This window comes from Gryllotalpicola sp. CP2-P1 (genome assembly GCF_057512245.1).
The window spans coordinates 1-9591 of the sequence record NZ_JBLRDT010000104.1; the positions used below are offsets into that span (position 1 = coordinate 1).

The 9591-nt window shown below is 70.0% G+C and carries 10 protein-coding genes; 1 reads left to right on the top strand and 9 read right to left on the bottom strand.

Translation table 11 applies throughout. From position 1 onward, the window contains the following. Positions 1-126: 126 nt before the first annotated feature. The 6 genes from ACM2XV_RS09365 to ACM2XV_RS09390 form a co-directional block, all read right to left on the bottom strand. Complete coding sequence (locus ACM2XV_RS09365; RefSeq protein ID WP_344773889.1) at positions 127-1050, bottom strand: M48 family metalloprotease; 924 nt, start codon at positions 1048-1050, stop codon at positions 127-129. Positions 1051-1076: 26 nt separating this feature from the next. Further along, complete coding sequence (locus tag ACM2XV_RS09370; protein WP_344773887.1) at positions 1077-1646, bottom strand: LemA family protein; 570 nt, start codon at positions 1644-1646, stop codon at positions 1077-1079. 155 nt (positions 1647-1801) lie between these two features. Then, positions 1802-2716, bottom strand: a complete 915-nt coding sequence (locus ACM2XV_RS09375; RefSeq protein ID WP_487026738.1) for a DUF817 domain-containing protein — start codon at positions 2714-2716, stop codon at positions 1802-1804. A gap of 53 nt (positions 2717-2769) precedes the next feature. Beyond that, entirely contained in the window at positions 2770-3657 is an 888-nt protein-coding gene (locus ACM2XV_RS09380) for a serine/threonine-protein kinase (protein ID WP_487026739.1), read from the bottom strand. 6 nt (positions 3658-3663) lie between these two features. Then, complete coding sequence (locus tag ACM2XV_RS09385; RefSeq protein ID WP_344773884.1) at positions 3664-3954, bottom strand: hypothetical protein; 291 nt, start codon at positions 3952-3954, stop codon at positions 3664-3666. Positions 3955-4007: 53 nt separating this feature from the next. Continuing rightward, positions 4008-4526, bottom strand: a complete 519-nt coding sequence (locus ACM2XV_RS09390; protein ID WP_487026740.1) for a MarR family transcriptional regulator — start codon at positions 4524-4526, stop codon at positions 4008-4010. 140 nt (positions 4527-4666) lie between these two features. Here ACM2XV_RS09390 and ACM2XV_RS09395 point away from each other — a divergent pair, with 140 nt between their 5' ends. Continuing rightward, positions 4667-7165 (top strand): DEAD/DEAH box helicase, encoded by a 2499-nt coding sequence (locus ACM2XV_RS09395; RefSeq protein ID WP_487026741.1) that lies wholly within the window; start codon positions 4667-4669, stop codon positions 7163-7165. Between the two features lie 87 nt (positions 7166-7252). On the opposite strand, the gene ACM2XV_RS09400 is transcribed toward ACM2XV_RS09395, so the two are convergent. Genes ACM2XV_RS09400 through ACM2XV_RS09410 form a run of 3 tightly spaced genes read right to left on the bottom strand, consistent with a single transcriptional unit; the run spans position 7253 to position 9390 of the window. Continuing rightward, positions 7253-7600: a YciI family protein gene (locus tag ACM2XV_RS09400; RefSeq protein WP_344773880.1), complete on the bottom strand. Its 348-nt coding sequence runs from the start codon at positions 7598-7600 to the stop codon at positions 7253-7255. 56 nt (positions 7601-7656) lie between these two features. After that, complete coding sequence (locus ACM2XV_RS09405) at positions 7657-8052, bottom strand: SRPBCC family protein (protein ID WP_487026742.1); 396 nt, start codon at positions 8050-8052, stop codon at positions 7657-7659. 24 nt (positions 8053-8076) lie between these two features. After that, positions 8077-9390: a D-arabinono-1,4-lactone oxidase gene (locus ACM2XV_RS09410; protein ID WP_487026743.1), complete on the bottom strand. Its 1314-nt coding sequence runs from the start codon at positions 9388-9390 to the stop codon at positions 8077-8079. Between the last annotated feature and the right edge of the window lie 201 nt (positions 9391-9591).

Below are 9591 nucleotides of genomic sequence, written 5' to 3' on the forward strand. Positions count from 1 at the left end.
GCCGCGGCCGCGGGTGGGCGATCTCGCAGGCCGTGCTTGCGCTCCCCTACTACCGCGAGACGAACGCGGGCATGACCGAGATGGCCACCCGCGCGCTGCGGGCGCTCGAGCAGGAATCCGTCTCGCTCAGAACCCCTGGCCGATCTTCTTGAGCCGCGCGATGCGATCGGGAATCGGCGGGTGCGTCGAGAACAGACGCGAGGTGAACGACGGCCGCAGGGGGTCGGCGATCCACAGATGGGCCATCGAGGTGTTCTGCCGCACCATGGGCCGGCCGTAGTCCCCGAGCTTCTGCAGCGCCGACTCGAGCCCCTCGGGGAATCGGGTGATCTCGGCGCTCGTCGCGTCGGCCAGGTACTCGCGCTGGCGCGAGATGGCCGCCTGCACGAGTGCCGCGAGAATCGGCGCGAGCACGATCGCCACGAGTCCCAGGATCAGGATGATCGGGTTTCCGCCCCCGCCGCCGCCGTTGCTGTTGCTGCGGCCGCGGCTGTTGCCGCCGCCGAACACCGCCCCGAAGAACGTCATGCGGATGAAGATGTCGGCGATGAAGCCGATCGCCACGACGAGCCCGAACACGATCGTGGAGACCCGGATGTCGTAGTTGCGCACGTGCCCCATCTCGTGCGCCATGACGGCCATGAGCTCGGTCGGGTTCATGATCTCGAGCAGGCCCGTCGTCGCCGCGACCACCGCGTGGTCGGGGTCGCGGCCCGTCGCGAACGCGTTCGGCGCCGGGTCGTTGACGATGTAGATCTTCGGCATCGGCATGCCGGTCGAGATGCAGATGTTCTCGACCGTCTGCCACAGCACGGGGTGATCGGACTTCTGCTGCAGCTGCACCGCGCCCGCCATGGCGACGGCCTGCGAGCCCGCGGTGAAGTACTGCAGCACGGCGTAGGCGATGGCGATCACGAGCGCGACGATCGTGATCGTCCAGCCGCCGCCCTGAAAGTAGCTGATCGCGTAGGACACCAGCCCCACGAGGACCAGGAAGAACAGGATGAAGAAGACCGTGTTCCGCTTGTTCCGGGCTATCGCTCGGTACATCTCTGCCTAGCCGGGTTCAGGCGCGCTCAGAACTGGACGCGCGGCGGCTCGGAGATCGCCGCGGCGTCGGGCACCTCGAAGAACTCGCGGTCTGCGTAGTGCAGGTTGCGCGCGACGATGTTCGAGGGGAACTGCCTGATCTTGGTGTTGTATTCGCGCACGCCGCCGTTGTAGAAGCGGCGGGCCGCCTGGATCTTGTCTTCCGTGTCGACGAGGTCGGCCTGCAGGCGCAGGAAGTTCTGGCTGGCCTGCAGCTGCGGGTAGGCCTCTGCCACGGCGAAGATGCTCTTCAGCGCGGCCTGGAAGTGCCCCTCGGCCACGGATGCCTCACCCGGAGTCTGTGCCGAGATTGTCTCGGCGCGCGCCTTCGTGACGTCTTCGAACACGGTGCGCTCGTGCGTGGCGTAGCCCTTCACGGTGTCGACCAGGTTGGGAATCAGGTCGGCGCGGCGCTTCAGCTGCACGGTGATGTCGCTCCACGCCTCGTCGACCCGCACGTTCAGCTGGATCAGGGAGTTGTAGGTCGCCCAGTACCAGATGCCGATGATGATGAGGACCACGACGACGATGATGAGCGGGATGAGCCAGGCGAGCATGGCGGGAGCTCCTCGAGAAGGTGGGGACCGGGCGGCTTTCACCCGGCGTCGCGCACATCCTATCGACGCGGATGCGGCTTTCGGAGGCTTGTCGGCTCACTCAAAGCAAGGACGCCTTGGCGCGTGAATCGTCGGGGCCGTGATCGTCGGAGCGCTCACGCTGCGCCGGCCGACGGCGTGGGGCCCGTGACCGGTGCCGGGGATGCCACGAGCTCCGGTTTCCGCGGCGGGTAGATCCAGGCCACCAGCACCACCGAGATGATCATGAGCAGGAACCAGCTCACGATCTTCGCGGGCGTCACCGGGTGCCAGCCCGCGAGCTGGTCGGGATATGCCCATGCGCCGCCGAAGGTGGCCAGGTTCTCGCCGAGCCAGATGAAGACGGCGACCAGGCCGAATGCGGCGACGAGGGGCATCCGGAACCCGCGACGGAACACGCGGAAGTGCATCACGCACGGCCCGAAGGCGGCGAGCACCGCGACGAGCAGCACCCAGCGCAGATCGACGATCCAATGGTGGGTGAAGAAGTTGAGATAGATGGCGCCGGCGATCACCGCCGTGAGCCAGCGCCAGGGGTAGCGCGCGAAGCGCAGGTCGAAGAGCCGGTAGACGCGCACGAGGTACGAGCCGACCGCCGCGTACATGAAGCCGCTGTAGAGCGGCACAGCGCCGAGGTGCAGGACGCCGGGGCCCGGGTACAGCCAGGCGCCAATGCCCGTCTTGAACAGCTCCATCACAGTGCCGACGACGTGGAAGAGGATGATGACCCGCAGCTCGCGCAGCGTCTCGAGCCCGAACAGCACCATGCCGAGCTGGATCAGCACCGCCCCGATCGTCACGAGGTCGTTGTGTGCGACCGGCCCGACGCCGTGCGGGGCGAGGAACTTCGCCGCGAGGATGAGCGCGAGCATGAGGAATCCGAACACGCACGCCCACGCCTGCTTCGCCCCGAACACGAGGAACTCGATGAGCCCCGCGCGCCAGCCGGCGGCCGGAGCATCGCCGAGCATCCGGTGGGCGGCCGTATCGATGCGCCGCTCGAGGTGCGTCGCGGGCGCGCCGGCCCTCATTCCGCAAACCTCAGCATGCGGGCATCCTGCCCTGCATTTCTGAAAGGCGCGCGCTACGCGACAGGCAGCAGCTCGACGGCCGGCGCCGCGATGGCGTCCCGCGGCAGGCCGGCCGCGAGCTGCGCGAGCTGCGCCGCGGTCGGTCGCTCGCCCGGGTCGCGCGCGGTCATCGCCGTGAGCAGCGCGCGCCACGTGGGGTGCAGTCCCTCGGGCAGCGGCGGGTTCTGCGTCATGCGGGCGATCGCCGCCTCGACGGCGCCGCCCGGGAACGAGCGCCGGCCCGTCAGGCACTCGAGAAGCACGAGGCCGAGCGCGTAGATGTCGCTCGCCGGCACCGCCCCCTCGCCGGCGACCTGCTCTGGCGCGAGATACGCAGCCGTGCCGAGGATGCTGCGGTCGGAGGTCAGCCGCTCGTCGCCGAGCAGCTGTGCGATGCCGAAGTCCACGAGCTTCGTGCTGACGGCCCCGCCGAGGCCGTTCGCGAGCAGGATGTTCTCGGGCTTCAGGTCGCGGTGGATGATGCCGTCGGCGTGCAGATAGGCGAGGGCCGCGCCGAGTTCGACCGCGAGCTGCGCGGCGAGTTCCGGCTCGGGCCCGCGCAGGTCGAGACGGCGGCGCAGGGTGAGGCCGCGCACGAGCTCCATGACGAGGTAGCCGTTGCCGGAGTGCTCGGCGTCCCAGTCGGCGTCGAACAGGGTCACGAGATTGGGGTGGTTCACGCGCGCCAGCAGGCAGATCTCGCGCGTGCGGCGGTCGCGGCGTTCCTCGTCGGTTCCCGTGATGTCGTCGGAGGCGAAGACCTTGAGCGCCACCTCGCGGTCGAGCTTGAGGTCGACGGCGCGGTAGACGGTCGCCGCGCCGCCGCGCCCGAGCGCCTCGCGCACGGAGTACCGGCCGCCGATCACCATCGCGCGGCTCTCCGGATTGTCCAGACCGGTCATGGTCGGTCACTCCCACCTGTCAGCGGCCGGCAGAGTCTGCGCGAAGCGCTCCGCCACCCGATGCCTCGCGCTCGCGGCATCCGCGAACACGTCCAACACGGTTCCCAGTGCGTCGCGAGCGCAAAAGCGCTTCCCGACGCGCTCGACCGTTCCGCCGAAGTTCCCGTCGGCGCTGGCGGCCCAGAAGCCCGGCTCGACCTCGCGCCACTGCAGGCAGGCGGCGCCAGGCACCGCCGCGTCGGCGGCAGCGGCCTGGGCATCGCGCCGGTCGCCCGGCGCTTCAAGGAAGGTCGTCACGGTGGGTCCTCTCGTTCCGCTGCGCTCGCGGCGCGGCGGGTGGGGTGCGGAAGTCAGGCAGTGGCCAGCTCGCCCGAATGGTTCCGGGTGAGCTGCTCGACGACGGCGTGAAGGCCGTCGTGAAGTGCGTTGTTGGTGGCTTCGTCGAGCCCGTCGATCACGTCGACGAGCGTCTGGTGGAACGGCGCGTACGCCGCGTTGATCTTCGCCGCCCCCGCCTCGGTCGGGGTCAGGTAGATCGCGCGGCGATCGCGCGGGTGAGCGGTGCGCTGCAGATCGCCGAGCGCGACGAGCCGGTCGACGACCTTCGTCACCGCGGCGGGCGACAGGTCGAGCATGATGACCAGGTCCTTCGGGCCCATCGGGCGCTCGTCGCGCTGGGCCTGCAGCAGGTAGCGCAGCGCCTGGAACTCGCTGCGGGTCAGGTGGGCGGCGCGGCGCGCGTTCTCGAGCTCGATCGTCTCGGCGCGCTGCAGCGCGAGCAGCGCCTCGACGGCGCGCAATCCCGCTTCCGTCTTGGGCTGACGGCTGTAGAGGTGCTCGCTTTCGCGACGTACGACAGTCAGGGGCACGTGCGTTCCTTTCCGAAGATGAAGCTACTCGGTGAACTATTCACCAAGAAAATTTACCCAGTGGGCTATACACAGGCTATTGCGTGTGTTAGCGGGACCGACGCCCGGCGCATGAGCGCCGATGAGGTTGAATTGAGCGGATGCCTGCCAGCCTGCCCGAGCGCCTGCCGCGCCCCTACGACCCGGACGCGATGTTCGAGGCGTTCTCGGGGTGGGCGGAGGAACGGGGGCTCACGCTCTACCCCGCGCAAGAGGAGTCGGCGCTCGAGCTGTTCCTCGGCGCGCACCTCGTGCTGTCGACGCCGACCGGGACGGGCAAGTCGCTCGTCGCGGTCGCCGCCCATGCGGCATCCCTCGCGCAGGGAAAGCGCAGCTACTACACCGCACCCATCAAAGCCCTGGTGAGCGAGAAGTTCTTCGCACTCGTCGAGATCTTCGGCGCCGAGAATGTCGGCATGGTCACGGGCGACAGCTCGGTGAACGCCGATGCGCCGATCGTGTGCTGCACGGCCGAGATCCTCGCGAACCTGGCCCTGCGCCAGGGCGCCGACGCCGCGGTCGACCAGGTCGTGATGGACGAGTTCCACTACTACGCCGACCCCGACCGCGGCTGGGCCTGGCAGGTGCCGCTGCTCGAACTGCCCCGCGCGCAGTTCGTGCTCATGTCGGCGACCCTCGGCGACGTGACGCCGATCGTCGCCGACCTGCGCGAGCGCACCGGGCGCGAGGTCGCGCAGGTGACGGGTGTCGCGCGGCCGGTGCCGCTGTCGTACTCCTACGTCGACACCCCCGTGCACGAGACGGTCGAGTCGCTGCTCGAGTCCCGCGAGGCGCCGATCTACATCGTGCACTTCTCGCAGGCGGCCGCGCTCGAGCTCGCGCAGGCGCTCTCGAGCACCCGCATCGCCTCGCGCGAGCGGCGGGATGAGATCGCGGAGGCGATCGGCGGCTTCCGCTTCACGACCGCCTTCGGCAAGACGCTGTCGCGGCTCGTGCGCGCCGGCATCGGCGTGCATCACGCGGGCATGCTGCCCCGCTACCGCCGTCTGGTCGAGACGCTCGCCCAGCGCGGGCTGCTGCCGGTCATCTGCGGCACCGACACCCTGGGCGTCGGCATCAACGTGCCCATTCGCTCGGTGCTGCTGACCGGGCTGTCGAAGTTCGACGGCACGCGCATGCGGCAGCTCACCGCCCGCGAGTTCCATCAGATCGCCGGGCGCGCGGGCCGCGCGGGGTTCGACACCGCCGGCACCGTCGTCGTCGAAGCCCCCGAGCACGAGATCGAGAACGCCGCGGCTCTGCGCAAAGCGGGCGACGACCCGAAGAAGCTCAAGAAGGTCGTGCGCAAGAAGCCGGCCGCGGGCTTCGTCACGTGGGGAAGGGGGTCGTTCGACCGGCTGATCGCCGCCGAACCCGAGCCCCTGACGCCGCACTTCGAGATCACGGCGGCGATGCTGATCAACGTGATCGCCCGGGGCGGCGACGTGCTCGCCAACATGCGGCGACTGATCTTCGAGAACCACCAGCCGCGTGCACGGCAGTACGAGCTCGCGCGGCGGGCGCTCGGCATCTACCGCACGCTCGTGACGTCGGGCATCGTGCAGTCGGATGCCTCGGGCCAGGTATCCCTGACCGTCGAGCTGCAGCCGAACTTCGCTCTCAACCAGCCGCTGTCGCCGTTCGCGCTGGCGGCGATCGAGCTGCTCGACCCCGAGGGCGGCGAGGGCTCAGTCGGCACGGGGCACTACGCGCTCGACGTCGTGAGCGTCATCGAGGCGACGCTCGACGACCCGCGCGGCATCCTCGCGCAGCAGCAGTTCGCCGCCCGCGGCGAGGCGGTCGCCGCGATGAAGCGCGAGGGCATCGAGTACGAGGAGCGCATGGAGCTGCTCGAGGAGGTGACCTGGCCGAAGCCGCTCGAGGAGCTGCTCGCGCAGGCCTACGAGACCTTCGCCGCGAGCCAGCCGTGGGTGCGTGACTTCGCGCTGTCGCCGAAGTCGGTCGTGCGCGACATGTTCGAGCGGGCCATGTCGTTCGCCGAGTTCGTGCAGCACTACCAGCTCGCGCGCTCTGAGGGCCTGGTGCTGCGCTACCTGTCGGACGCGTACCGAGCGATCCGCCAGACCGTTCCCGACGAGGCGAAGACCGACGAGCTGCTCGACATCATCGAGTGGCTCGGCGAGCTCGTGCGCCAGGTGGATTCCTCGCTGGTCGACGAATGGACCGAGCTGGTCAACCCGACCGTGACCGACGAGACCCCCGTGGTGCCGCCTGCGCCGCCCAGCATCCTGACGAATACGCGCGCCTTCACGATCCTCGTGCGCAACGAGCTCTTCCGCCGCGTGCAGCTCGCCGCCCTCGAGCGCGACGACGAACTCGCCGAGCTCGACCCCGACGTCGACTGGGGCGCCTTCCTCGACGCGTACTACGCCGACCACGACGAGGTGCTCACCGGGCCCGCGTCGCGCTCGGCCGCGCTGTTCTCGGTCGACGCAGGCGGCACCGAGTGGAAGGTCGAGCAGACGATCGACGACCCGGCGGGCGACCATGACTGGCGCATCCGCGCGACGGTCGACGTCGCCGCCTCCGAGGAGGCGGGCGAGGCGGTGCTGCACGTCGACTGGGTGGGCCGGCTCTGAGCGTTGGCCATCGCTTCTGCGTCCCCCGCCGACACGTGAGCCCAGCGCGGCGGACGCAAACGTCGGGGCAGGACGCCGACGCCCCGCTCAGTGCTGAACGAGCGGGCGCACCTCGATGTGCACGTGCGGCTCGCTCGTCTCGTACAGCGTCGACGCACGGGCGACAGCCTCGTCGATGTCGGCCGCCTCGATCTCGTAGTAGCCCCCGAGCACCTCTTTGAACTCGGCGAAGGGCCCGTCTGTGACGAAGGCCCGCTCCCCCGCGCGCCCGTGGATCGTCTTCGCCAGGGCGGGGTCGTCGAGCTCGCCGGAGGCGACGACGCCTCCCGCCTGCTGGAAAGCGCGGTGCGCGGCATCCACCGCGGCGCGCTGCTCGTCGGTGCGCTCGCCCCACTTCTCGTCGTCGCCGTGGATCAGGATCAGGAATCTGGCCATGGGTGTGGTCCTTTCACTCGCGAGGTGGTCGCGGCGAGGCATCCGATCTCGACATTTCAGCTTTCGAGGATGCGCTTCAGCGCCTCCAGGTCGGCCTGCACGAGCTCGGCGTCGTGATCGAGATCGGCGTCGCTCTCGCCCGCGAGGCGCCGCACCGAGAACGTGACCTCGCTGCCCTCGCCCGCGGCGACGACGCGCATCGGGTTGTAGTAGGTCTCGCCGGTGGAATCGGTCACCCAGTGGTCGAGCACGCCGAACGGGTTGGGCGGCGCGAACTCGACGACGATCCGCCCCATGGCGAGGTCGGCGACCCAGCGCCCGTCGACGAGCTCGATCGACCCCGCGAGACCTGCCGCCCACTCGGGCAGGTGGGTGGGGTCCGATGCGTAGGCGTAGACGTCGGCCGGCTCGCGCTCGATGTAGACGCTCGCGTGGCGCGATTTGAAGGGCATGTGGTCAGGATGCCACTGCTGCGGCTACCCGAGAACGCGGTCGAGGTAGGGATTGCGGAACAGCCGGCCCGGATCGAGGCGATCGCGCACCGCGAGGAAGTCGCCGAAGCGGGGGTAGGCGCCCGCGAAGAACTCGGCATCGCGCGTGTGCAGCTTCCCCCAGTGCGGGCGACCGCCCGCTGCGACCATGATCTTCTCGACCTCGGTGAAGTACTCGAGCTGATCCGCCCGGGTCTCGCGGTAGTAGCGGTGCACGGCGATGTAGCCCGTCTCGCGCCCGTAGGCGGTCGAGAGCCAGGTGTCGTCGGATGCCGCGGACCGCACCTCGACCGGGAAGGAGATCCGCCAGCCGCGCCGCTCGATCAGCCTGTCGAGCTCGCGCAGCGCCTCGGGAACGGCAGCGCGCGGCAGCGCGTATTCGAGCTCGCGGAAGCGCACGGAGCGGTTCGTGACGAAGACCTTGGGCGAGGCGTCCGTGAACTCGCGGTCGCCGGTGAGTCGCCCGGCGAGTCGGTTGACGCGCGGGATCATCGCGGGCGCGAGCATCGCGAGCGCGCACAGCCCGCGGTAGAGGCCGTTCGCCGTCACCTCGTCGTCGAACCACCGACCGACCGGGTTCAGCGGCCGGCGCGGTGCATCGCCGGGCAGCCGCGTGTTGGTCTTGGTGAGCGCAAGTCGGGTGTGCGGGAACCAGTAGAACTCGAAGTGGTCTGAGCCGGCCGACCGCTCGAGATAGCCGTCGAGCACCTCGGGCAGCGGCTCGGGCCGCTCGACGGCGTGCAGGGTGAACGCGGGGACGCACTGGATCGTCACATCGACGAGGATGCCGAGCGCCCCGAGGCCGACGCGCGCGGCAGGCAGCAGCTCGGCGTTCTCGGTCTCGGTGATGCGCAGCAGCTGCCCGTCGCCCGTGACGAGCGTGAGGCCGACGATCTGGGTCGCGAGGCCACCGAACGAGCCGCCCGTGCCGTGCGTGCCGGTGCTCGTCGCGCCGGCGATCGCCTGCCGGTCGATGTCGCCCATGTTCTGCAGCGCGAGGCCGTAGGGCGCGAGCAGCTTGGGCAGCTGCCACAGCCGTGTGCCTGCGGCGAGGGTGACGCGGGCGGATGCCTCGTCGACGGCGACGACGCCGGAGAGCCTGTCGAGCAGCAGCTGCACGCCCTCGGCGACGGCGACGCCGGTGAAGGAGTGCCCGGCGCCGATCGCCTTGATGGTGAGCCCCTGCCGGGCGGCCGCCTGCACCGCGCGCTGCACCGCCTCGGGCGAGTCGGGGGTCTCGACGCGCACGGGGTGCACGGATTCTGTGCGCGACCAGTTGCGCCATTCCGGGGCGCGCAGGGCTTTGGGTCTCCATTCGCCTGCGGCGAGTCGACCGGCGGAGGGCGCGGTCACAGGAACGCCTTCCCCTCGCCGCGATAGCTCGGCACCGAGCCGACCACGGCGCCGTCGCCGACCAGAGCGAACTCGTTGACGTGCTCGGCGAGCTCGCCCGACTTCGTGTGGCGGAACCACACCCGGTCACCGGCGCGCAGCGCCTCG

Bases quoted from the DNA above. Each gene is read 5' to 3' on its own strand.
- ACM2XV_RS09395 (WP_487026741.1), top strand. From the start codon at position 4,667: ATGCCTGCCAGCCTGCCCGAGCGCCTGCCGCGCCCCTACGACCCGGAC.
- ACM2XV_RS09400 (WP_344773880.1), bottom strand. From the start codon at position 7,600: ATGGCCAGATTCCTGATCCTGATCCACGGCGACGACGAGAAGTGGGGC.
- ACM2XV_RS09365 (WP_344773889.1), bottom strand. From the start codon at position 1,050: ATGTACCGAGCGATAGCCCGGAACAAGCGGAACACGGTCTTCTTCATC.
- ACM2XV_RS09405 (WP_487026742.1), bottom strand. From the start codon at position 8,052: ATGCCCTTCAAATCGCGCCACGCGAGCGTCTACATCGAGCGCGAGCCG.
- ACM2XV_RS09370 (WP_344773887.1), bottom strand. From the start codon at position 1,646: ATGCTCGCCTGGCTCATCCCGCTCATCATCGTCGTCGTGGTCCTCATC.
- ACM2XV_RS09375 (WP_487026738.1), bottom strand. From the start codon at position 2,716: ATGAGGGCCGGCGCGCCCGCGACGCACCTCGAGCGGCGCATCGATACG.
- ACM2XV_RS09380 (WP_487026739.1), bottom strand. From the start codon at position 3,657: ATGACCGGTCTGGACAATCCGGAGAGCCGCGCGATGGTGATCGGCGGC.